Annotated in this window: 22 protein-coding genes; 4 read left to right on the forward strand and 18 right to left on the reverse strand. The window is 72.8% G+C overall.

Going from position 1 to position 21,785, the window contains the following annotated elements; all coding sequences use genetic code 11:
- The first annotated feature begins 28 nt into the window (after nt 1–28).
- From ML5_RS23110 to ML5_RS23125, 4 genes are read left to right on the forward strand one after another with little or no spacing between them, the layout of a single operon-like run.
- Nucleotides 29–760 (forward strand): hydroxymethylglutaryl-CoA lyase, encoded by a 732-nt coding sequence (locus ML5_RS23110; protein WP_225319489.1) that lies wholly within the window; start codon nt 29–31, stop codon nt 758–760.
- Nucleotides 757–1,911 carry a CaiB/BaiF CoA-transferase family protein gene (locus ML5_RS23115; protein ID WP_013476389.1) on the forward strand — a complete coding sequence of 385 codons (1,155 nt, stop codon included), beginning with the start codon at nt 757–759 and terminating at the stop codon, nt 1,909–1,911. The genes ML5_RS23110 and ML5_RS23115 overlap by 4 nt, the downstream gene beginning before the upstream one ends.
- On the forward strand, nt 1,908–2,657 hold the full coding sequence (locus ML5_RS23120; protein ID WP_013286905.1) for an SDR family NAD(P)-dependent oxidoreductase: 750 nt from the start codon (nt 1,908–1,910) through the stop codon (nt 2,655–2,657). The genes ML5_RS23115 and ML5_RS23120 overlap by 4 nt, the downstream gene beginning before the upstream one ends.
- A gap of 29 nt (nt 2,658–2,686) precedes the next feature.
- Nucleotides 2,687–3,322, forward strand: coding sequence for a GntR family transcriptional regulator (locus ML5_RS23125; protein WP_013286904.1), 636 nt, complete (start codon nt 2,687–2,689; stop codon nt 3,320–3,322).
- A 58-nt stretch (nt 3,323–3,380) separates the two neighbouring features.
- Here ML5_RS23125 and ML5_RS23130 read toward each other — a convergent pair whose 3' ends face one another.
- The 18 genes from ML5_RS23130 to ML5_RS23215 all read right to left on the reverse strand — a co-directional run bounded on the left by ML5_RS23130 (nt 3,381) and on the right by ML5_RS23215 (nt 21,419).
- A complete protein-coding gene (locus ML5_RS23130; protein WP_013476390.1) occupies nt 3,381–4,241 on the reverse strand; it encodes a CoA ester lyase in 861 nt (286 codons plus the stop codon).
- Nucleotides 4,242–4,253: 12 nt separating this feature from the next.
- Complete coding sequence (locus ML5_RS23135; protein WP_013476391.1) at nt 4,254–5,717, reverse strand: dihydroorotase family protein; 1,464 nt, start codon at nt 5,715–5,717, stop codon at nt 4,254–4,256.
- A 22-nt stretch (nt 5,718–5,739) separates the two neighbouring features.
- A complete protein-coding gene (locus ML5_RS23140; protein WP_013476392.1) occupies nt 5,740–7,146 on the reverse strand; it encodes an MmgE/PrpD family protein in 1,407 nt (468 codons plus the stop codon).
- Nucleotides 7,139–7,978 (reverse strand): cyclase family protein, encoded by an 840-nt coding sequence (locus ML5_RS23145; RefSeq protein ID WP_013476393.1) that lies wholly within the window; start codon nt 7,976–7,978, stop codon nt 7,139–7,141. Before ML5_RS23145 ends, ML5_RS23140 begins: the two co-directional genes overlap by 8 nt.
- Nucleotides 7,979–8,009: 31 nt before the next feature.
- A complete protein-coding gene (locus tag ML5_RS23150; RefSeq protein ID WP_013476394.1) occupies nt 8,010–9,209 on the reverse strand; it encodes a CaiB/BaiF CoA-transferase family protein in 1,200 nt (399 codons plus the stop codon).
- A complete protein-coding gene (locus tag ML5_RS23155) occupies nt 9,202–10,059 on the reverse strand; it encodes an IclR family transcriptional regulator (RefSeq protein WP_013286898.1) in 858 nt (285 codons plus the stop codon). Before ML5_RS23155 ends, ML5_RS23150 begins: the two co-directional genes overlap by 8 nt.
- A 45-nt stretch (nt 10,060–10,104) precedes the next feature.
- Nucleotides 10,105–11,094: an EamA family transporter gene (locus tag ML5_RS23160; protein WP_013476395.1), complete on the reverse strand. Its 990-nt coding sequence runs from the start codon at nt 11,092–11,094 to the stop codon at nt 10,105–10,107.
- Nucleotides 11,081–11,545 (reverse strand): Ohr family peroxiredoxin, encoded by a 465-nt coding sequence (locus tag ML5_RS23165; RefSeq protein WP_013286896.1) that lies wholly within the window; start codon nt 11,543–11,545, stop codon nt 11,081–11,083. Before ML5_RS23165 ends, ML5_RS23160 begins: the two co-directional genes overlap by 14 nt.
- Nucleotides 11,542–12,369, reverse strand: a complete 828-nt coding sequence (locus tag ML5_RS23170; RefSeq protein ID WP_013476396.1) for an alpha/beta fold hydrolase — start codon at nt 12,367–12,369, stop codon at nt 11,542–11,544. The genes ML5_RS23165 and ML5_RS23170 overlap by 4 nt, the downstream gene beginning before the upstream one ends.
- A complete protein-coding gene (locus tag ML5_RS23175) occupies nt 12,366–13,730 on the reverse strand; it encodes a M20/M25/M40 family metallo-hydrolase (protein WP_013476397.1) in 1,365 nt (454 codons plus the stop codon). The genes ML5_RS23170 and ML5_RS23175 overlap by 4 nt, the downstream gene beginning before the upstream one ends.
- Nucleotides 13,731–13,765: 35 nt before the next feature.
- On the reverse strand, nt 13,766–14,512 hold the full coding sequence (locus ML5_RS23180) for an SDR family NAD(P)-dependent oxidoreductase (RefSeq protein ID WP_013286893.1): 747 nt from the start codon (nt 14,510–14,512) through the stop codon (nt 13,766–13,768).
- A 100-nt stretch (nt 14,513–14,612) separates the two neighbouring features.
- Nucleotides 14,613–15,473, reverse strand: a complete 861-nt coding sequence (locus ML5_RS23185; RefSeq protein ID WP_013286892.1) for an ABC transporter permease — start codon at nt 15,471–15,473, stop codon at nt 14,613–14,615.
- 12 nt (nt 15,474–15,485) lie between these two features.
- Nucleotides 15,486–16,316 carry an ABC transporter ATP-binding protein gene (locus ML5_RS23190; RefSeq protein WP_013476398.1) on the reverse strand — a complete coding sequence of 277 codons (831 nt, stop codon included), beginning with the start codon at nt 16,314–16,316 and terminating at the stop codon, nt 15,486–15,488.
- A gap of 25 nt (nt 16,317–16,341) precedes the next feature.
- The gene (locus tag ML5_RS23195) at nt 16,342–17,454 is read right to left on the reverse strand and encodes an ABC transporter substrate-binding protein (protein ID WP_013286890.1); all 1,113 of its coding nucleotides are present in this window, start codon (nt 17,452–17,454) and stop codon (nt 16,342–16,344) included.
- Between the two features lie 99 nt (nt 17,455–17,553).
- Complete coding sequence (locus ML5_RS23200; RefSeq protein ID WP_013286889.1) at nt 17,554–17,940, reverse strand: nuclear transport factor 2 family protein; 387 nt, start codon at nt 17,938–17,940, stop codon at nt 17,554–17,556.
- Complete coding sequence (locus ML5_RS23205) at nt 17,940–18,251, reverse strand: hypothetical protein (protein ID WP_013286888.1); 312 nt, start codon at nt 18,249–18,251, stop codon at nt 17,940–17,942. Before ML5_RS23205 ends, ML5_RS23200 begins: the two co-directional genes overlap by 1 nt.
- A complete protein-coding gene (locus ML5_RS23210; RefSeq protein WP_013476399.1) occupies nt 18,251–19,327 on the reverse strand; it encodes a class I SAM-dependent methyltransferase in 1,077 nt (358 codons plus the stop codon). Before ML5_RS23210 ends, ML5_RS23205 begins: the two co-directional genes overlap by 1 nt.
- A gap of 64 nt (nt 19,328–19,391) precedes the next feature.
- Nucleotides 19,392–21,419: an FAD-dependent oxidoreductase gene (locus ML5_RS23215; protein WP_013476400.1), complete on the reverse strand. Its 2,028-nt coding sequence runs from the start codon at nt 21,417–21,419 to the stop codon at nt 19,392–19,394.
- Nucleotides 21,420–21,785: the final 366 nt, after the last annotated feature.

A 21,785-nucleotide genomic window follows, 5' to 3' on the forward strand; every position in this document is an offset into this window, starting at 1 on the left:
GCCGACGAGCTTCGTCAACCCGGCGAGGGTGCCGAAGCTCGCCGACGCCGACGCGCTGGCGGCACTGGTCCGCGACGAGCCGGGCCTGGCCTCGATCGGCCTGGTGATGAACGGCCGCGGCCTGGACCGGGCCGTCGCCGCCGGTGTCACCGAGGTCAACTTCGTGGTCGTCGCCACCGACACGTTCTGCCGGCGCAACCAGGGCACGACCACCGCCGAGGCGGTGGCGCAGGTACGGCGGCTGCTGCCCCGCGCCCGCGAGCAGGGGCTGCGCGCGTCGGTCACGGTCGGTGCCGCGTTCGGCTGCCCGTTCGAGGGGGAGACGCCGCCGGAGCGCGTGCTGCGCGTCGTCGACGACCTGGCATCGGTGGCGCCCGACGAGGTGGCGCTCGCCGACACCATCGGCGTGGCCGTGCCGTCCCAGGTGGAGCGCCTGTTCACCGCCGTACGCGAGCGCATCGGGGCGAGCCTGCGCGGGCACTTCCACAACACCCGCAACCTGGGCCTGGCGAACGTCCTGGCCGCCGTCGGGGCCGGGGCGCGGGCGATCGACGCCAGCGTCGGCGGCATCGGCGGCTGCCCGTTCGCGCCGGCCGCCACCGGCAACGTGGCCACCGAGGACGTGGTGTACGCGTTGGAACGCTCCGGGACAGCCACCGGGGTGTCGCAGGAGGCGGCGATCGGGAACGCCAGGTGGCTGGGCGAGGTGTTCGGCGCCGAGCTGCCGGGCATGCTGAGCCGGGCCGGTGGCTTCCCGTGACCGGGCCGCTGACCGGACTGCGGGTGCTGGACCTGACCAGCACGTTCTCAGGCCCGTACTGCACGCTGATGCTGGCCGACCTGGGCGCCGAGGTGATCAAGGTGGAGCCGCCGGGCGGCGACATCGCCCGCCAGCTCGGCGCCGCCCGCACCCCCGGCATGGCGGCGGTGTTCCTCAACATGAACCGGGGCAAGAAGAGCGTCCTGCTGGACCTCAAGGCGCCCGCCGACCGGGCCGCGTTCGACCGGCTGGTGCCGACGGTGGACGTGCTGGTGCACAACATGCGCCCGGCCGCCGCGGCCCGGCTCGCGCTCACCTACGACGACGTACGCGCGCTGCACCCGGCGATCGTCTACTGCGCGATCCCGGGCTTCCGGGGCACCGGCCGGCACGCCGACCGGCCCGCCTACGACGACGTGATCCAGGGCGCCTCCGGCATCGCCCGGCTCCAGAGCGTCAACCAGGACCAGCCCGGGTACGTCGTCACGCCGCTCGCCGACAAGATCACCGGGCTCACCGCGTCCACCGCCGTGCTCGCCGCGCTGCGGCACCGCGACGCCACCGGCGAGGGGCAGCGCGTCGAGGTGCCGATGTACGACACGATGGTCGCCTTCGGCCTGCTCGAACAGCTCGACGGCTGGACGTTCGACCCGCCCACCGGGCCGCCGCTCTACCCGCGTACCGCCGCGCCGAACCGCCGTCCGTACGCCACCGCCGACGGGCACCTGTGCGTGCTGATCTACACCGGCCGGCAGTGGGAGCGGTTCCTCACCCTGGTCGGGCGCGCCGACCTGCTGCGCCACCCCGACTACGACACCGTCGGCAAGCGGATCGCCAACGCCGACGGGCTCTACCGGGTGGTCGCCGAGGTGCTGCTCGGGCGTACCACGGCCGAGTGGCTGGCGGAGCTGTCCGCGATCGACGTGCCGTGCGCGCCGCTGGCCGGCTATGAGGAGATCCTCCGCGAGGAGGAAGAGGCCGGGTCCGGCCTGGTGTCGATCGTCGAGCATCCGGTGGCCGGGCGGCTGCGCAGCGTCGCCTCGCCGATCGTCATGTCGGGCTCGCCGTTGCCGGCCGGCCGGCTCGCACCGACGCTCGGCGAGCACACCGACGAGGTGCTCGCCGGCGGTACCGAGGGGAGAAGCGGATGAGGGGCAGGGTCGCCGTCGTCACCGGCGCCGGATCGGGGATCGGGCTCGCCGTGGCCCGCCGGCTGGCCGACGAGGGCGCCGAGGTGGTCTCCGCCGATCTGGACGTCTCCGCGTGCGTGGGCGTCCCGGTGACCGCCGACCTGGGCACCCCGGCCGGCGTCGCCGCCGTCGTGCGGGAGGTGACCAGCCGGTACGGCGGCGCGGACGTGCTCGTCAACAACGTGGCGCTCGCGCCGTACCGGGACGCGTTCACCGACATCGACGACGCCGCCTGGCAGCGCACCTGGGACGTGAACGTGATGTCCTGCGTGCGCCTGTGCCGCGCGCTCGTGCCGCTCATGGTCGAGCGGGGCGGCGGCAGCGTGGTCACCATCGGCTCCGAGGCGGCGCGGCACCCCAAGCCGCACATGCTCGACTACGCGGTCAGCAAGGCCGCGCTGCTCAGCCTCGCCAAGGGCCTGGCCCTGGAGTACGGCTCCCGGGGCGTACGGGTGAACACCGTCGCGCCCGGCCCGACCCGGACCGCGACCATGGACGCCTACCTGGAGTCGGTCGCGCTCCGGCTCGGCATCGACGTCTCCGCCGCCGCCGACCACGTCGTGCACGAGCTGCGCCGGCTGCCGCTGGGCCGGATGAACGAGCCGGAGGACGTCGCCGAGGTGGTGCTCTTCCTGGCCGGGGACCGGTCCCGGCAGGTGACCGGCTCGGAGTACGCCGTCAACGGCGGTTCCACCGCGTCGATGTAGGTTCACCATCGGTGAACAGAGGGGGACGCATGGGCCGGGCCACGCAGTCGGCGTACGAGTCGATCAAGACGCGCATCCTCGGTGGGGCGTACGAGCCGGGGAAGAAGCTCTCCGAGGAGGATCTCGCCGCCGCGGTGGGGGTGAGCCGCACCCCGGTACGGGAGGCGCTGCGCCGGCTGCACGCCGAGGGCCTGGTGGACTGGGAGGCCAACCGGGGCGCCACCGTCCCGGCCTGGCGCGAGCAGGACCTGGAGGAGATCTTCGAGCTGCGCGCCCTGCTGGAGGGGTACGGCGCCGAGCTGGCCGCGACCCGGATCACGCCGGAGGAGATCGCCCGGCTGCGCGAGCTGTGCGCCGAGATGGAGGGCTACGCGGCCGGTCAGCGGCGGGACCGGGCGGACCGGATCGCGGTCTGCAACGCGCAGTTCCACGAGATCATCCTGGGCGCCGGGCGGAACCGCCGGTTGAGCGCGCTGCTCGGGGCGGTGGTGCAGACGCCGCTGGTGAACCGCACGTTCCGCCGGTACGACGAGGCGGCGATGGCGCGCAGCATGTCGCACCACCGGGAGCTGATCGACGCGTTCGAGGCGCGCGACCGGGCCTGGGCCGGCTCGGTGATGCGGGCGCACATCCTGGCCGCCCGCGCCACGCTCGGCACGCCCTGACCCACGCCGGGCCGGGACACGTCGTACCCGTCGACGGTCCCCGGCCCGGCGTCACGTGTCACCCGGCGGATGCCTCGGCGCGGCGTACCACCTCGGCGGCGGCCCGTACCACCGCCCGGTCCAGCAGCCGCCCGCCGGCGTCGGTGGCCACCCCGGAGCCGCCGCGTTCGGCCCGCTCCAGCGCCTCCAGCACGGCCCGCGCCGAGGCCACCTCGGCCTCGGTGGGGGTGAACACCTCGTTGACCGTCGCGATCTGCCCGGGGTGGATGGCGCTGCGCGCCCGGAAGCCCTGCCGCAGCAGCGCCCGGGTGGTCTGCTTCAGCCGCTCCGGGTCGCGCAGCGTCGTCTCCACCGGTCCCACCGGCGGGGTGATGCCGGCCGCCGCCGACGCGACCACGACCTGGGAGCGGATCGGCGCGAACTCCGCCCGCTCCGGCCCGGGCTGCAACCCCAGCTCACCGGCGAGGTCCGCCTCGCCGAGGCCGAGCCGCAGCACCCGCGCTGCGGCGGCCACCTGCGGCGCGGTGAGCACGCCCCGGGCGGTCTCGATCAGCGCCACCACCCGGAACGCCGGGGCGTCCGGGCCGAGCCGCCGCTGCACCCGGGTCAGCGCCGCGTCGACCTCGGCGAGCAGGTCCGGCTCGGCCTTCGGTACCCAGACCCCGGCCGCGGCGGGGGAGAGCACCTCGACGTCCGCCTCGACCTGGTCGCTGTTGATCCGCACCCACAGCTCGGGGCCGGCCGCCGCGGCGGCGCCCAGGTACCCGGCGACCGTCTCCCGGGCCTGCGCCTTGCGGGCCGGCGTGACCGCGTCCTCCAGGTCGAGCACGAGCGCGTCCGCGCCGCGCCCGGCCGCCTTGTCCAGCAGGTCCGCCCGGTCGCCCGGCACGTACAGGTAACTGCGCGCCACCGCCGCCATCAGTCGTTCCCCCTACCGCTGCGGGCGGGCGAGGTAGCGGCCGGCCGGCTCGCCGGTCACCTTGCCGTCGACGAGCACGTGCTGCCCGCGGACGAAGGTGTCGGTGACCCGTGCGGTCAGCTCGAAGCCCTCGAACGGCGTGTACTCCTGCGTCGACTCGGAGTCCTCGGCGTGCACCGTCCAGGTCGAGTCCGGGTCGACCAGGCAGATGTCGGCGTCGTACCCCTGCAGCAGCGCGCCCTTGTTGCGCAGGCCGAAGCGCTGGGCCGGGTTCCACGAGGTCAGCTCCGCCACCCGCTGGTACGACAGGCCACGCCGGTTGCCCTCGGTGACCAGGCCGGGCAGCAGGTACTCGGCGCCGCCGAAGCCGGACTTGGCGACGAAGATGTCGTCGCGCGGCTCACCGAACTTGACCTCGTCCTTGCAGCAGGCGTGGTCGCTGACCACCCAGTCGATCTTGCCGTCCAGGACGTACCCCCAGAGCGCCTCGACGTCGGCGCGCGGGCGCAGCGGCGGGTTGACCTTGCCGCCCAGGCCGTGCGCGGTGTCGATGTCGGCGACCAGGTGGCCGATGGTCACCTCGCGGCGGAAGTCGATGTGCGGGAACGCCCGCGCCATCCGCAGCGCCGCGTCGACAGCCTTCTCCGAGGTCAGGTGCAGCAGGTTGATCTTCGGCAGACCGGTCTCGTGCGCCAGGTACGACGCGATCGACACGGCCAGTCCCTCGGAGTGCGGCGGCCGCGAGGCGTGGTACGCCTCCAGCCCGCGCAGCGTGCCGTCCTGCTCGACCTGCTTGGTGTACGCGCTCATGATCTCGGCGGTCTCGCAGTGCAGCGACAGCGAGATCTCGTCGGCCAGCTCGGGGAAACGCTCCCGGGCCGCCTGGACGCCCCGCATCACGAACTCGAAGTGGGCGTAGTCGTACCGCTCGCCCTCCGGGATCATCAGGAACGAGTTCTGGTCGGTGGACCGGCCGTGCAGGCCGTGGCTGCCGTAGAACATGAAGATCTTGAACGAGGTGACGCCGTGCTCCTCGACCAGGGACGGCACCTCGCCGATGTGCTCCCGCGACATCGGCGCCAGGTGGAAGCCGTAGTCGATGTAGGAGCGGCCCTCGGTCGCGGACAGCACCTCGGGGAAGAAGTCGGCGTACCGGCCGCCCCGGTTGAGGTAGTACTGCCCGGTGCGCATGTAGTTCAGCGCCGTGGTGACGCCGCCCTGCACCGAGGCGCGGCTCTCCGAGACGGCGTCCTCGCTCAGCGGGTTGTAGATGCCCCAGTGCTGGTGCGCGTCCACCACGCCGGGGAAGGCGAGCCGGCCGCCGCCGTCGACGACCTGGGCGGCCTCCGCCCGGTCGATCTGCGGGGCGACGCGGCTGATCCGTCCGTCGGTGACGCCGATGTCCATCAGCTCGGGTTCGGGCCGGTCGTGCCGGACCACGCGGACGTTCGTCAGCAGCAGGTCGTAGGTGCTCATGGTGTTGCTCCTCGTGCTCGGTTCAGCGGCGGTTGATCAGGCCCATCAGGCCGTGGACGTCGGGGGCCCGGTCCAGCCGGTGGACCTCCTCGGTGATGCGGTCGGCGGTCGCCTCCGGCAGGGCGGCGGCGTTGGTGCGGAACTTGACCGCCAGTTCGGCGTCGCTGAGCGGACGCTGCGGCCCGCCCCGGTTGGCGAGCACCTCCTGCACCCACTCCCGCCCGTCGCGGGTGACCACCCGCAGCACGGCCGGGAACTGGTGCGGGAAGATCGCGTCGCACCGCTCGTCGCCCACCACGTCGACCAGCGCCATCAGCGCCCGCCGCTGCGGGTCGTGCGCCAGGGCGTCGGTGAAGTCGGCGAGGTCCACGCCGAGACCGCCGCCGCCGATCAGGCCGGCGACCACCGCGTACGGGCCGCTGAACTGCGCCTCGTAGCCGGTCTGCGGCGCCCGCTTGCGCTCGATGGGCTGGCCGATGGTGCGCACCGTCGGCGTCGGCACGCCGAGCGTGATCGACTCGATCTCGTCCAGCGGCAACCCGCGCTCGCGCAACGCGATCGCCGCGTCGATGGCGGCGTGGGTGAAGTGGTTCGCCGGATACGGCTTGAAGAAGATGCCCGGCACCGCCCAGTCGGTGCCGAGCCCGCGGACGATCTCGTCGCCGTCGAACTCGCCGCGCAGGAACGCCTGGAAGAAGCCGAAGCGTCCCTCCAGCACCGTCGGCGGGCCGGTCACGCCGTGCCGGGCCAGCTGCGCGGCGCTCACCGCCGCGTGCGCCGCCCAGCCGCAGTGGATCCGCTTGACGGTGCCGCCGTTGCGGTTGGACTCGATCAGACCGGCGGCCATCGAGGCGGACACGCCGAGCGCGTCGAGCGCGCCGTCGGCGTCCAGCTTCAGCAGCCGGGCCGCCGCCACCGCGCCGCCGAGCGTGCCGCAGATCGAGGTGGCGTGCTGCCCGTGCTCGAAGAAGACGGAGTTGCCGGCGGCCGGGTCGTAACCGGCCATGCCGAGCCGGACGCACACCTCCAGGCCGACGGCGATGGCCGCGACCGTCTCCCGCCCGGACGCCCCGGACGCCTCGGCGGCGGCCAGCGCGGCCGGCACCACCGACGCGCTCGGGTGCAGCACCGACGGCAGGTGCGTGTCGTCGTAGTCGAGCGAGTGCGCCAGCACGCCGTTGGCGAACGCGGCCAGCGCGGCCGGCGCCTTCTCGTCCAGGCCGACGACAGTGGCCTGGCCACGGCCGCCCTGCTCCTCGACGTAGGCGAGGGCCGCCTGGCTGGTCGGCAGCGGCCGGGCCGCCACGCAGAGGCCGAGCACGTCCAGGACGCGGGCCCGGACGCTCGCGACGACCTCGTCGGGCAGCGTCTCGGCGGCGGTGTCGGCGGCGAAGGTGGCCAGGTGGCGGCCCAGGGTCGGCTCAGCCACGGCTGATCACCGCCAGCGGGCGCACCGGGGAGCCGGTGGCGCCGTACAGCGGCAGCGGCGCCATGACGAATGTGAACTCGTGCACCTCGTCGCGGGCCAGTTCCTCCAGCGCCATCGTCTCGATCAGGTAGACGCCGTGCTCGACCAGCAGGATCCGGTGGGCCGGCAGCGAGCTGTGGCCCTTGCCCGGCGGCAGGCACTCGAAGGCGATGGTGTCCGCGCCGGCGGCGTGCACCTGCCGCTGCGCCAGCCACGTCGCGCCGTCCGCGCCGACCCCCGGCACGCCGGAGTCCTTTCCGACGTACACGCCGCGGTCCTCGTGGTCGAACAGCCGGCCCCACCCGCTGCGGATGAGCACGACGTCACCCGGGCCCACCGGCGTGCCCTGCCGGGACACCGCGGCGTCCAGGTCGGCGGGGGTGATCTCGTAGCCGGGCTCGCAGGCCTCCACGCCCAGCGCGGCGGGCACGTCCAGCAGCACGCCCCGGCGGACCATCGGCGCGACGGTGTGCACGCCCAGCTCGTCGAACCGGCCGCCGACCTGCGCGTCGGCGGCGTCGGCGCCGCCGTGCAGCCGGCCGTCCTGGGAGACGTGCGCGAGCGCGTCGACGTGCGTGCCGACGTGCGTGCCCATCACCAGCAGGTCGTTGGCGGCGGAGCCGCCGTCGGCGCGCACCATGTCGCCGTGGCGGCGCGGCAGGGTGAGCCCGAACGCCGGGTGGTTCGGTGACTGCGGCATGCCGACGGTCAGCCGCCGGCCCAGGTCGTAGATCGTGACACCGGCCTGCACGGCGTCGAGCAGGCGGTCGGCGGTTCTGGCTGTGGTGCCCACGGGGTTCCTCGCGTTTCGGCTGTCGGCGTCGTCAGGCGACGACGCCACGGGCTTTCAGGTCGGCGATCTCGGCCGGGTCGCAGCCGAGTTCCTCGACGAGCAGGGCGTCGGTGTCGGCGCCGGGGGAGCGTCCGGTGAACCGGATCCGGCCCGGCGTCTCCGACATCCGCCACATGACGTTGTGCATCCGCATCGGGCCGAGGTCGGGATCGTCGACCGTGGTGATCATCTCGGTGGCCCGGACGTGCGGGTCCTCGACGATGTCCTTGGCGCTGTAGACCGGGGCGACAGCGGCACCGGCCTCGGCGAACGCCGCGGCCACCTCGTCGCGGGTCCGCTCGGCGATCCACGACCCCACGTACTCGTCGAGCAGGTCCGCGTGCGCCACCCGCCCGACGCCGGTACGGAACCACGGCTCGTCGATCACCTCGGGGTGGCCCACCAGCCGCAGCACCCGCTCGGCGATGGCCTGGGCGCTGGTGGAGATGGCCACCCACGACCCGTCCTTGGTCTGGTACGTGTTGCGCGGCGCGTTGTTCGTCGAGCGGTTGCCCTGCCGCTGCTCCACCACGCCGAGCTGGTCGTAGACGGTGGGGCCGGGACCGACAGCGGTCATGATCGGCTCCAGCAGGCTCATGTCGACGACCTGGCCCCGGCCGCCGGAGCGCTCCCGGTGCCACAGCGCCATCATCACCGCCGACGAGGTGGCGATGCCGCAGATGCTGTCGGCCAGCCCGAACGCGGGCAGCGTGGGCGGGCCGTCCGCGGTGCCGGTCAGGTGGGCGAACCCGCTCATCGCCTCGGCCAGCGTGCCGAACCCGGCGCGGGAGGCGTACGGGCCGGACTGCCCGAAGCCGGTGATCCGGGCGATCACCAGACCGGGGTTGACCCGGTGCAGCTCCTCCGGGCCGACACCCCAGCGCTCCAGCGTGCCCGGCCGGAAGTTCTCCACCAGCACGTCGGCCCGCTCGGCCAGCCGCAGCAGCAGCGCCGCGCCCTCCGGCGCGGACAGGTTCAGCCCGACCAGCCGCTTGTTGCGGGAGATCTCCTTCCACCACAGGGGATGGCCGTCCTTGGCCTTGCCGTGGCCGCGCATGCTGTCACCCATGGTCGGGTGCTCGATCTTGATCACGTCGGCGCCGTAGTCGCCGAGGATCTGACAGCACAGCGGCCCGGCGAGGATCGTCGAGACGTCAAGCACCCGCAGGCCCGTCAGCGGTCCGTCACTCACCTGTTCCACCTCCCCAGTTCTGTTCCTGACCCGTCCGCCCGGCGACACGCTGCGCCGGCGGCCGGAAACCCAGTTCGGCGGAGATCTCCGCCGCCGCCGCGGCGACCAGCGCCCCGTGCGCGGCGCACACCTCCGGGGTGAACCGGTTCTGCGGCCCGCACAGCGAGATCGAGCCGAACACCTGCCCGGTCGCGTAGCGCACCGCCGCGGCCACACTTCCCGCGCCGTTCTGCCGCTCGCCCATGCTCACCGCGTACCCCTGACGCCGGATCCGGGCCAGGTCGGCCCGCAGCTTGGCGGTGGAGGTGATGGTGGCCGGGGTGACCGCGTCCAGCGGGTGGTGGCCGAGGTAGTCGTCGACCTCCGCGTCCGGCAGCGCCGCCAGGATCGCCTTCGACGACGACCCGGAGTGCAGCGCGTGGCTGGTGCCCAGGGAAACCGACATCCGGACCTCGTGCGGCGACAGCACCTGGTCGATGTAGACGCGTGACCAGCCCTGCCGCACCGACAGCGTGGCGGTCTCGCCGGTGTCGCGCACCAGCCGGACCAGGTAGCGGCGCGCGATGTCCGGCACGTCCAGCGCGCGCAGCGCAGCCAGGCCCACCGCGAGCGCGCCGGTGCCGAGCCGGTACCGCTTGGTCTCCTCGTTGAAGGTGAGGAAGTTGTCGGCCACCAGCTCCTTGAGGATGCGGTGCGCGACCGCCTTCGGCAGACCCAGTTCCCGCGCGATCGTCGACACGCCGAGGGTCTCCGGTGCCCGTTCGGCGATGATGTTGACGATGTCGAGGGCGCGGCCCAGACCGGAACGGGTCCGGCCGGCGGTGCTCTCGACGACCGCTGTCGTGATCATCTCTGTTCCTCCACTGTCGACGTACGTGCGTGGGGTCGCCGGGCGTCAGGCGGGTGCGACGGGGGTCTTCCCGGGCGGGAAGCCGTCGGCCTGCCGGGGTCGCTCCCGCGCGATGACGAGCGCCACCGAGGCGAGCACCACGGCACCGGCGAGCACCTGTCGTCCGGACAACGATTCATCCAGCACCATCATGCCGAGCAGGACCGCCACCACCGGGTTGACGTACGCGTAGGTGGACGCGAGCTGGATCGGCGCGTTGCGCAGCAACCACGTGTAGACGCTGAAGCCGACCACTGTGCACACCAGCATCAGGTAGGTCCACGCCAGCCAGGACCGGCCGGTCACGCCGGCCGGGTCGAACCGTCCCAGCTCACCGCTGACCACGCTCGCCACCGCCACCGCGACGCCGCCGACGAGCATCTGCCAGCCGGTGCCGACCAGATGGTCGGCCGGCATGTGCAGCCGCTGCGACAGCGTCGAGCCCAGCGCCCAGACCATCGTGGAGACCACCAGCAGCAGCATCCCGCCGAGGTGCCATCCCTTCGTCGGCACCGAGAACAGCAGCGCCAGCCCGGCCACCCCGCCCAGTACGCCCACCGCCGCCAGCGCCGACGGCCGCGGACCGACCACCAGCCGCAACACCAGCACCCACAGCGGCATGCCGGCCACCACCAGCGACGTCAGCCCGGTCGGCACGTACTGCTGGCCCAGGGCGAGCAGCGCGCTGCCCGCACCGACCATCAGCAGCCCGCTGGCGCCCACCCCGCCCCACTGCCGCCGGGGCAGCAGCAGCCCGGCCGGTCCCCGGCGCAGCGCCGCCACCGCGAACAGCAGCAGCGCGGCGGCCAGGAACCGGGCCGAGGTGGCGACCAGCGGCGGGATGCTGTCCAGGGCCACCCGGTTGCCCAGGTAGGTCGAGCCCCAGATCAGGTAGACCGCGCCGAGCCCGACGGCCAGGGCCATCGGGCCGGCGGGCCGCTGCGGATCCGCCGGGTGGCGGACCGCTGCGGGCCGGGTCAGGTCAGCGGTGGCCATCGACCCGGATCGCCACCGCGGTATTGCCCCGCAGGGCGTTCGAGTAGGGACACATCCGGTCGGCCAGCTCCACCGCGCGCTCCAGGTCGGCCTGCGGGCACTGCGGCGCGGACACGTCCAGCACCACGGCGATCGCGTACCGGCCGTCGTCGGTCTGCCCGAGGGAGACCGAGGCGGTGACGGTCGTCGGACCGGGCCGCACGCCGGCCTGCCGGGCGGCGACCGCGAGCGCGCTGTCGAAGCAGGCCGCGTAGCCGGCCGCAAACAGCTCCTCCGGGTCGGTGCCAGGCGCGTCCGGACCCCGCTGGGCGGGGCGGGTCAGGTCGACCCGCAGCGACCCGGTCAGCGACCGGGCGCTGCCGCCGCGACCGCCGGAGACCTCGACTGTGGCGGTGTAGACAGTGTTCGCCGGTACGACCTTCGCCTCGGTCACCGGGGTGCCGGCGCTCATGCCGCCACCTCCCGCCCGAGGTCGGCGTGCACCCGCGCGGCGACCGCGTCGGCGAACGCCTCCGGCTGCTCGTCGGCCACGAAGTCGGTGCCGCCGGGGATGGTGACCAGCTCGGCGCCGGGCAGCGCGGCCCGCACCTGCGGCGTCATCCGGTCCAGCAGGTCGTCGGCGCCGTGCAGCAGCACGATGGGCAGCGCGTCCAGGGCGGCGGTGTCGACGTGGTGGTCGAACACCGCCCGGTACGCGGTCGCGTAGTCCGGTCCGGTCAGCAGGTACTCGGTGACCTGCCGGTCCGCCTCCTCCGGGGTCAGGCGCGGGTACAGGCCGTACACCCGGTCCCAGATCACCTTCAGGTGCCCGCCGTCGCGGTCCGGCACGTAGCCGGGCGCGTACGACCGCTTCTTCTCCGCCCGCTCCTGCTCGTCGTAGAGCGGGATGCCCTGGAGAATCAGCCGGTGCACCCGCTCCGGCGCCGACATCAGCGCCTCCGCGCCGACGATCGCGCCGGTGTGCTGCCCGAGCAGGTGTACCCGGGACAGCCCGAGGGCGTCGGCGAACTGCCACACCCCGGCCGCGTACTCCGGGATGGACCACGGGCGCGGTGGCGCGTCGGACATGCCGAACCCCGGCGTGTCCGGGGCGATCACCCGCAGGCCGCGGCGGGCCAGCGGCTCGATCACCGCGTCGTAGGTGGCCGAGGAGAGCGGGGACTGGTGCAGGATCAGCAGCACCGGGGCGTCGGCGTCGCCGCCGTGCCGGTAGTGCACCTGACCCCACGGCACGTCGACGTAGGCGCGGCGGGCCACGCCGCGGGCCCGGGTCACTCGGCCACCGCCAGCGCCGCCATGACCTCGATGACGTGCTTGATGCCGGCCTTGTAGTCGTCCAGCCGGATGTTCTCGTTCGGGCCGTCCACACCGGAGTCGGCGCGGGACACGCCGACGCCGACGATCGGCCGGTCGGCGATCACGCCCTGGTTGCCGATCCACTGCGTGTACGGCTCGATCACCGGCTCGGTCCCGTACACCCGGCGGGCCGCGTCGGCGACCAGCGCGACGAACGGGTCGCGGTGGTCGGTGAGGTTGGGCCGGCTGGTCGCCATCACCTCGATGCGCAGGTCACCGAAGCCGGTCGCGGCCAGGTGGTCGCGGATGCAGCCGAGCACCCGGTCCGGGTCCTGGCCCGGCACCAGCCGGATCTCCAGCTTCGCCGAGGCGGTCGACGGGATGCCGAGCGTCACGTCGTCGCGCATGTCGCCGCCGGCGAAACCGGCGACGGTGAGCGTCGGCACGGTACGGATGGCGACCGCGGCGCCCTGGTCGTCCAGGTCACCGGTGAACCGGTCGACCTGGGCCCGCTTGCGCAGGAAGTCCCCGTCGAACGCCACCTTCTCCAGCAGCGCCCGCTCCTCGTCGGTCGGCGGCCGGGCGTCGTCGGCGAAACCGGGGATCGTCACGGTGCCGTCGGGCCGCTGCAACTGCGCCAGGGCGGCGGCCAGCCGGGCCGTGGCAGCCGGCAGCAGCGCGGTGTTCTGGCTGGTGAGGTCGCGCGGCAGGGTCTGCGCGGTGAGGCGCAGGTAGAGCACGCCCTTCTCGGCGAGCTTGAGCAGCAGCCGGTCCTCGCCGTCGAGCCAGGAGTTCTCCCACAGCGCCGCGTCGCTGGCGAGCCGGTCGGCGTGCGCCTCGACGAACGAGCCGAGACCCGGGCTGTGCAGCCACTTCTTGCCCTCGAAGATGATCCGGTTGGTCACCGGCGGGGTCAGCCCGGCCAGCTTCCAGGCCGCCGCCGCGTGGATGCGGGACATGACGACGCCCTTGTCGTCGGCCACGCCCCGGGCGTACAACCGGCCGTCGTGGATCTCCGCCGCGTACGGCGGGCTGATCCAGTCGGCGTCGTCACCGGCCGGCTCGACCTCCACGTCGTAGTGGGTGAAGTGCAGCAGCGCCTTGTCGCCCTCGCCCGGCACCTCGGCCAGCACGTACGGGTACGACTGCTCCCACGGGATGATCTCGGCTTCGCCGCCCCAGCGGCGGACCGACCCGGCGATGAACTCGGCGGTGGCCTCCATCTGCTCCGGCTCTTGGCGGCGGCTGCGGATGCGGCACAGCTGCTGGAGCTCCTCGACGAACTCGTCGAAGTGCGCGTCGACGGCCGCAAGCGCGGCCGCGGTATCCGGTTTGGGCATGGTGGTCCTCACAGAAGGGGTCGGGGAGGGGGAAGTCAGTGGATGGTGACGCCGCCGTCGACGAAGATCGTCTGCCCGGTGGTCATGGCGGCGGCGTCACTGAGCAGGTAGGCGACCGCGTTGGCGACGTCCTGCGGCTGCGCCATCCGGCCCAGCGGGATCGACGCCATCTTGTCGGCCAGGTACGCCTCGTCGCCGCGGACGTCGGAGGTCATGTCGGTGGGCACGATGGTGGGTCCGACGGCGTTGACCCGGATCCGGTCCGGCGCCCACTCCAGCGCCAGCACGCGTGCCATGTGCATCACGCCGGCCTTGCTGACGCAGTACCCGAGCGTGTTCAGCACCGCGACGTGCCCGTTCGTGGAGCCGATGTTCACCACCGCGCCGCCGCTGCGCCGCAGCGCCGGGTACGCGGCCTGGCTCATCCGGAACGTGCCGGTCAGGTTGACGTCCAGGACGGTGGTGAAGTCCTCCTCGGACATCGTCGCCGCCGGTCCGCGCCGGACGATCCCGGCGTTGTTGACGAGCAGGTCCAGGCGGCCGTGGGCGTCCAGGACCTCGGCCACCAGCTGCGTGCAGGAGGCGGCCGACCGGACGTCCACCCGGTGCCGGGTGTGCGCGCCGCCGGTCAGCTCGGCCTCCGCCCAGTCGTCGAGCAGGTCGGCCTGCGCCACCGTCGCGCCGCGCTGTGCCAGCGTCGTGGCGATCCGGGCGCCGATGCCGCGGGCCGCCCCGGTCACCACTGCCACCCGTCCGTCGAACCGGTTCGGGTCGGTGTTCATGTCTCGTGTCCTGCCTTTCCGGTCTGGCCACCGGCCGGGCGGGCGTGAACCACGCCCGGCCGGTGCTCCGCACGCGTGACGACGGTCCCGTCAGCTGTCGTCACGCGCCGATCACCTTCGTGTCCTCGGCCCAGAAGGCCAGCCGCTTCTGCAGCAGCCGGATCACGAAGTGCGCCACCAGACCCATCACCGACAGCACCACCAGGACGGCGAACATGCCGGCGATGTCGAAGTTGTAGTTGGTCTGCAGCAGCAGGTAGCCCAGGCCCTCCTTGGCGCCGATGAACTCGCCCACGACCGCGCCGAGGATGGCGAAGACGATGCCGATGTCCAGGCCGGCGAAGATGAACGGCAGCGCGCTGGGCAGCCGGACCATCCGGAAGATCTGGGTCTTGCTCGCGCCGAACACCGTCAGCATCTGGATCTTGTCGGCGTCGGCCGCCCGCAGGCCCTCGATGACGTTGACGAGCATCGGGAAGAACGAGATCACCGCGGCCATGACCACCTTGCTGGTCAGGCCGAAACCGAACCAGACCACGAACAGCGGGGCCAGGGCGACCTTCGGGACGGTCTGGAAGGCCACGATGTACGGCATCAGGGTGGCTTCGACGATCTTGATCTGGGAGATGAACGTGCCGAGGACCAGCGCGGCCCCGACACCGATCACGAACCCGAGCAGCGCCTCCTGGGTGGTCACCCAGAAGTGACCCCAGAACTGGTCGTCGCCGAGCTGCTGCCACAGCGACTCGACCACGCTCGACGGCAGCGGCAGGACGTACTCGTCGACGCCGATGAGCTGGACGCCGTACTCCCAGGCCAGCACGACCACGACGAAGACCGTCGGGACCAGCCAGAGCTGGGGCTTCTCGCGGAGGTCGAACTTGCGCCGGGCGGGCTTGGCGGGCCGGGCGGACGGCGCCGGTGGCTGGGCCGGCTCGCGGACCAGGTTGCTTGTTGCCATGGCTGTCCCTCGTCAGTCGATAACGCCGGCGGCGTTGAAGTGTCGGCGGATCCGCTCCACGTAGACCCCGGCCCGGTCGGACGACATGACGCCGAGGTCACGCGGCCGCTCCAGGTCGATGTCCATGACCTCCGCGATCCGGCCCGGCCGGGGGCTGAGCACGACCACCCGGTCGGAGAGGAAGACCGCCTCCGGGATGGAGTGCGTGACCAGCACGATCGTCTGGTTGCTCTCCTGCCAGATGCGCAGCAGCTCCACGTTCATGTACTCGCGGGTCATCGCGTCGAGCGCGCCGAACGGCTCGTCCATCAGCAGTACCGCCGGGTCGTGCACCAGCGCCCGGCAGATGCCGGCCCGCTGCTGCATGCCGCCGCTGAGCTCGTGCGGATACTTCTGCTCGAAGCCGTTGAGACCGACCATCTCGAGCAGTTGCTGGGCGCGTTCCCGGTGCCGGCGGGGATCCAGCTTCTGGATCTCCGCCGGCACCATCACGTTGTCGAAGATGGTGCGCCACGGCAGCAGCGTCGGTGCCTGGAACACCATCCCGACCTCGGGAAGGGGCTTCGTCACGTCCCGCCCGGCGATCCGTACCGCGCCGCCGGTCTTCGGGCTGAGCCCGGCGAGGATCTTCAGCAAAGTGGTCTTGCCGCACCCGGACGGTCCCACGACCGAGATGAACTCGCCGCGACGTACCGTCAGGTTGATGTCGCTCAACGCCTGGGTCGGTGTCGACTTCCGGGGCCGGTACTCCTTGTCCAGCCCGTCGATCTCGATCCAGGAGTCTTCCGACACCGATGCCGGAGCCTGCGTCTGCGCCCGGCGGGCCGTCGCCTTGATGGCCATCGAAATCCCTTCCGCTGTCCGCTGCCTAGGCGGTGTAGTTCGCGGCCTTGCTCAGCACCGCGGCCTTGTCGAAGTTGTTGGCGCCGGAGAGCAGGCTCGGATCCCACAGCTTCTTGAGGTCGACCTCGCCGGTGATCTGCCCGGCCTCCTTGGTGTACGCCTGGGTCTTCGCCCACTCCTCGTCGCTGATCGCGCCCCAGTCGCCGAACTGCTCCGGGTCGCCGCTGGCCGGGGTGGCCGTCTTCAGCCAGGCGGTCAGGCTCTCGGTGTCCGCCTTGAGGCGCTCGTCGGCGGACTTGCCGGCGAGGATCTGCGGGAAGACCTTGTAGCCGATCTTCATGGCGGCCTCGGGGTTCTTCGCCGAGAAGAGCATCGCCTTGTACGCCGCGCGCAGGAACCGCTCGTACGAGTCCTTCTTGGCGTCGAAGTCACGGGCGCCGACGCTGAAGGTCAGCGACCGGATGCCGGAGAACACGTCCGGGTTGGTCAGGTACTTCAGCTCGGTACCGGCGTTCTCGATGACCGCGTACGCCTGGGTGTAGAGCGCCAGCATGTCGACCTTGCCGTCGTTGAGCGCGGCGGCGGCCTGCGCGCCCACGCCCACCGGCAGAAGCTCGACGTCCTTGGTCGGGTCCAGGCCGGCGGCCTTGACGTAGGCGCGGGCGTACGGGGCCGAGCCGGAGGCCAGGCTGATCACGCCGATCTTCTTGCCGCGCAGGTCGGCGCCGCCGGTGAGCGGAGAGTCCGGCTTCACAGCCATCACCCACGGCCAGTTCTGCACCAGGCCGCCGATCGCCTTGATCGGCACGTTCTTCTCCGCCGCGCCGAGCGCCGAGCCGGCGTCGGCGGGGGTGATGTCGCCGCTGCCGGACGCGACCGCCTGGAGGGCGGCGACCGAGCCGTCGGCGTTGATCGTCTCGACGGTCAGCTTCTCCTCGGCGAAGTAGCCGAGTTCCTTGGCGACCGCGTAGACGGCCACCTCCTCCTTCGGGCCGATCACGGCCGAGGCGATGGCCATGGTCAGCTTCGCCTCCTTGCCCTCGCCGCCGGCGCCGTCGTCGTCGGAGCCGCCGCCGCACGCGGACAGGACCAGCGCGGCGGCCAGCGCCGCCGGGAGCAGAGCCCACTTTCGTTTCATATGCACACACCTCGTCATGAGTCGGGGGAGACCACCTCCGCCGCCGGAGCGGCGGAGGTGGGGGAATCAGGCGTCGCGCTGCTGCGCGACCGTTGTCCGTCAGGCGTCGCGCTGCTGCGCGACCAGTGCCAGATCGTTGTAGACGTGCTGCTCGACGATCAGTCCGCCGTCGAGCACGAAGACGTCCGCGTAGCGGATGTCCTCAAACGGAGTGCCGTCGAGCCATTCCCCGTACAGCCGCCCGAGCGAGGTCACGGTGACCCGCCCGTCGGCCTCACCCACCAGGTAGCGGTCCCGGTGCTTGCGCACCCACCGGTAGGTTCCGGTCGACGCGGCCGCCATCTCCCGCAGCGACGAGTACTCCCGGCCGCCCGGGAAGACCAACCGCGCCCGCTCCGCGAGAAAGCGCCCCGCTTCGTCGAGTTCGCGGTCCTCGCACAGCTGCAGGTAGCTGTCGATCAGGCCGGGCGCGTCCGGTGTGCTCATCAGCCGGTCTTCTCGCTCAGCGCCGCCTCCCACTGGTCCCGCAGCGGGTGCTCCGCGGGGCCGTGCTCGGTGAGGATGCGCATGAGGCGGGCCAGCAGCTCGTCCCGCTCGCGGTCGAGGACCTTCTGCTCCTCCTCGGTGGAGACGAAGCCGTCGACGGCGCCCGCGGTGAGCGCGCCGGAGCGGGTCAGCAGCGCCTCGACGACGCGTACCCGCTGGCGGGTCACGTGCAGCTCGGTGGAGAGCTGCAGCACCAGGTCGAGCAGCTTGCCGACCTTGGGGTCCCCGAAGTAGTCGAACTCGGTGCTCATCACGCCTCCGGCTTGGTCGCGGCCAGTACGGCCCAGGGGAAGTGCCACTCGGGACGGTCGCCCCAGCCCTGCGGCTGGACGCCGTTGCGGCGCTCGTCGAACGGGGTCCACGACACGTCGGTCAGACCGGCCTCGGTGCAGACCTCGATCAGGTCCGAGCCGAACAGGTCGTGGAAGAACGGCTCGTTGTTGCGCTCGGCGTGCTCGTAGACGGTGGCGTCGCGCAGCGGGTCGCCGGTGAGCATGAACTCCAGGAAGCGCAGCGATCCGCCCGGCTTGAGCAGGCGCGCGGCCTCCACGATCGTCTCCCGGATCGCGGTGGCGGGCATCTCGTGCAGCACCATCGTGCCGGTGACCACGTCGCAGCTGTCCGCCTCGATGCCGGTGGCCCGGCCGTCGGCCTGCCGGTAGTCGATCGCGACTCCGGTCGCCTCGGCCTCGGCGTGGGCCAGGCGCAGACCGGGCGCGGCCAGGTCCACGCCGATCACCTGCGCGGTCGGGTACTTGGCGGGCAGCGGGCGGGTGCTCTTGCCGAAACCGCACCCGATGTCGACGATCCGGGTCGCCGCGGGCAGCTCGGGCAGCGCGGTCTGGGCGAACAGCGTGTGGAACTTGTAGCCGTCGTTGTCGCGCAGCATGACGATGCGCGCGCCGAACTCGTACACGTAGGCCGACATGTCGTCGGAGAAGAAGCTGCCGGGCTGGATGTGGATGTCGTAGTCGGTGTACCAGTCGGGCAGTTCCAGGTCGGGGTTCAGCTCCAGCGAGCCCTTCGGCTGCTCGGGCAGCGAGGTGAGCTGGCCGGTCAGCTCCTCGCGGCGGCTGAGCACCGCGTCGCCGGCGGCCTTCCACAGCATCTTCTGCTGCACCCGCTCCAGGTGGCTGAACCACGGGTAGAGCGGGAGACCGCGCAGCACCTGACCGGCGTCGGCGACGGTGGTGGCCGACGCCCCGGTGGCGCCGTACTCCTCGCGCAGCGCCGGGTAGACGGTGTCCGCCCAGCGCTTGCGCAGGCCGAGGACGAAGTCCACGGCGGAACGCTCATCCAGGGTGAGGCGCTCCTCGACATCGAACATGCCTTGTCTCCTCTGCAGGTGGGGGAGGTCCGGCCCGCGGTGCACCGCGACCGGGGTGGACGGGTCAGTGGGCGTACCGCACGCGTTCGGCGGCCGCGGTGTCGAAGGCGCCGAGGAACGCGCCGGCCATGCGTCCCTCGTAGACGGCCTCGAAGGCGGTGCGGGGAGCGTTCGCGTCGCCGACGACGTGGACGCGGGGGCCGTCGGGCAGCGCGTCGAGCTGCCGGTACAACTCGTCCGCGGCCTGCGCCGAGCCGCCGTCGACGACTGTGGTGACGCCTTCGACGATCGTCTCGCCGCCGGCGAGCGGGCCGCCGAGCGCCACCGCGCCGGCGCCCGCCGCACGGGCGGTCCGCATCGGGTGGACCGCGATCCCCAGGTCCGCGAAGCGCTTGAGCAGCGCCAGCCGGGAGTACGTGGTGATCTTGGCGCTCACCGTGGCGGTGGGGGAGACGAGGTGGACGCGGGCGCCCCGCCGGGCGAACGCCTCCGCCACCGACGCCGCCGACCAGGTGCCCTCGTCGTCGAGCACGACGACGGCGCCGTCCGGCCGGTAGCCGGGGTCGGCCAGGTGGTCGACGGCCTGCCAGATGTCGACCACCGGCGGGCCGCCGGGCAGGTCGCGGCGGGCGGGCCGGGAGCCGGTGGCGAGGACGACGTCCTGGTAGCCGCCGGACAGCACGTCCTCGACGCCGGCGCGGTGGCCGAGCCGGACCGGGATGCCGGCGGCAGCCACGTCGCGGGCCAGGTCGCGGGTGAGCAGACCGAGCCGCTCCCGGCCGGGTACGCGCGCGGCCACCTCGACCTGCCCGCCGAGCCGGTCGCGTGCCTCGACAACTGTCACCCGGTGCCCGGCCCGGTGCGCGGAGAGCGCCGCCTCCAGGCCGGCCGGACCGCCGCCGACGACCAGGACGTCCCGCGCGCCGGACGGTCCGGGCAGCTCCGGCCAGGCGTCGGCCCACTCCCGCTCGGCGCCGACCTCCGGGTTCACCACGCAGGAGATGGGCAGGCTGGTCTCCAGCCGGCCGATGCAGCCCTGGTTGCAGGCCAGGCAGGCGCGTACCTCGTGCTGGCGGCCCTGCTCGGCCTTGCGGACCAGGTGCGGGTCGGCGATGTGCGGGCGGGCCAGGCCGACCAGGTCGGCCTCGCCGGCGGCGACGAGTTCGGCCGCCTCCGGCAGGCTGTCCAGCCGGCACACCGCGAGCACCGGCAGGTCCGGGAACTCCTGCTTGAACAGCGCCGCGTGGTGCCGGAACGGGGCGTGACCGAAGCTCATGTCCGCCATCTGCGTCGCGAGCGACCAGCTGCCGTGGTAGGCGGAGTGGCTCACGTGCACGTAGGCGAGGGGGAACTCGGCGCGCAGCTTCCCGACGATCTCCAGCACCGCGGCCGGGTCGAGGCCGCCGGGCAGGAACTCGTCGGCGCTGACCCGCAGCCCGACGGGCAGCTCGGGTGCGGCGGCGAGAACCGCGGTCAGCACCTCGCGGGTCAGGCGCATCCGGTTGTCGAGGCTGCCGCCGTATGCGTCGTCGCGGGTGTTCGTGTGCGGCGAGAGGAACTGCTGGAGCAGGTGGCCGTGGCCGGCGTGCACCTCCAGGCCGTCGAAGCCGGCCTCGCGCATCCGTCGCGCGGCGGCGGCGAACGCCTCGACGACGACCGCGATGTCCCGGCGTCCCATCGCGTGCGGCACGTGCGAGCCGGCCGCCCACGGCACCGGCGACGAGGACCAGGCGGCGGTACGCGTCGCGTCGCCGTTGGCCTGCCGTCCGGCGTGCATGATCTGGGCGAACATGCGGGCCCCGTGCTCGTGCACGGCCTCGGTCACCGCCGCGTACGCCGGGATCGACGAGTCGTCGAAGCTGCCGAGGCTGATGCTGCGGCCCGCGCTCGTGGGGTGCACACGGATCGCCTCGGTGATGATCAGGCCGGCGCCGCCGCGCGCCCGCTCCGCGTGGTACGCGACGTGGCGGCGGGTGGGCACATTGTTCAGTCCGAAGTTGGTGGTGTGGCCGGGGACGAAGACCCGGTTCCGCAGTGTGAGACGCCCGAGCCGGGTGGGGGAGAGAAGAGCGAGAAGCTTGTCGTCAGGCATGCCTCGGACTTCCTGTTTCGGGCCGCACTCGGCGAGGCCGAGAGCGTTCGGATGAACCGTACGCCGTTCGATTGAGTGGAACGGTAGGGCCGGGTTCACATGCCGTCAACGGGCTACTGATCAGTAACTTAGTTCCCCGTACCGCCTCTGAGCTGCTGTTCCACTAGGCGGAACGCTGACCGATGACGACCGTCGATGCGGCGGTCGATCGTTCGGTTCCTCCTGCTCGGACGACGGTGCCGGCCGCCCATCGCCGGTCGGAGGCCCGTGCCGATCGTTCGGACGGCCGCTCCGGCCCGCGTCGGCGGACGCCCGCCGGCAGCGCCGGCGCGTCCCCGGGTGCCGGGTCCGGACATGCGTCGGCCC

The organism is Micromonospora sp. L5 (genome assembly GCF_000177655.2).
GTDB lineage: Bacteria > Actinomycetota > Actinomycetes > Mycobacteriales > Micromonosporaceae > Micromonospora > Micromonospora aurantiaca.